This window comes from Halomonas sp. PBN3 (assembly GCF_000475415.1).
Classification (GTDB): Bacteria; Pseudomonadota; Gammaproteobacteria; order Pseudomonadales; family Halomonadaceae; genus Halomonas; species Halomonas shengliensis.
Genome location: NZ_AXCA01000029.1, coordinates 1 through 1018 on the forward strand (window position 1 = coordinate 1; position 1018 = coordinate 1018).

Genomic DNA, 1018 nt, shown 5'->3' on the forward strand with positions numbered 1-1018 from the left:
TGGCGGGTGTTCGGGAGGCGCCCCCGCCGCAGGCCACGACCCATGGTGCTCTGCACCATTTCCTATTCACAACCTTTACATACAGCATGATCGCGTACAGCACGCGCCGGGCCATGGGCTAATTGACAATCGCTGGGACGCTTCTATAGTGGGCGAACCTTTTCGCCGGCATCCCCCGCGAAGATACTCACAGAAAGAACGACTTATCGCCCTAATCACGAACTCGAGAGGAGGCCTTCCATGGCTGACAGGAAAGCGACGCTGACGGTAGACGGCCTGGAGAAGACGATCGAACTGCCCGTCTACTCGGGCACCCTGGGCCCGGACGTGGTCGACGTCCGCGGGCTCGGTGCCGAAGGCCTGTTCACCTATGACCCCGGTTTCATGGCCACCTCCTCCTGCCAGTCGGCCATCACCTACATCGATGGCGGCAAGGGCGTGCTGCTGCACCGCGGCTACCCAATCGAGCAGCTGGCCAAGCAGTCGAACTTCGTCGAGATGTGCTACCTGCTGCTGTTCGGCGAGCTGCCCAGCGACGCACAGTACGCCGACTTCGAGTCGCGGGTCCGCAACCACACCATGGTCCACGACCAGCTCAACAACTTCTTCAAGGGCTTCCGCCGCGACGCCCACCCCATGTCGATCATGTGCGGCGTGGTGGGTGGCCTGGCCGCCTTCTACCACGACCACATGGACATCAACGTGGAGGAGGACCGCATCATCAGCGCGATCCGCCTGATCGCCAAGATGCCGACCATCGCCGCGATGTCCTACAAGTACAACGTCGGCCAACCCCTGAACTACCCGCGCAACGACCTGAGCTATGCAGAGAACTTTCTCTACATGATGTTCAGCACGCCGTGCGAGGAGTACAAGATCAACCCGGTCTACGCCCGCGCCATGGACCGCATCTTCATGCTCCACGCCGACCACGAGCAGAACGCCTCCACCTCCACGGTGCGCCTGGCGGGCTCCACCGGTGCCAACCCCTTCGCCTGCATCAGCGCCGGCATCGCCG

The 1018-nt window shown here is 62.5% G+C and carries 1 protein-coding gene; it reads left to right on the forward strand.

Annotation, left to right across the window (positions count from 1 at the left end):
• Positions 1–240: 240 nt before the first annotated feature.
• A partial coding sequence (locus tag Q673_RS21400) for a citrate/2-methylcitrate synthase (RefSeq protein ID WP_023004672.1) occupies positions 241–1018 on the forward strand: 778 nt, incomplete at its 3' end.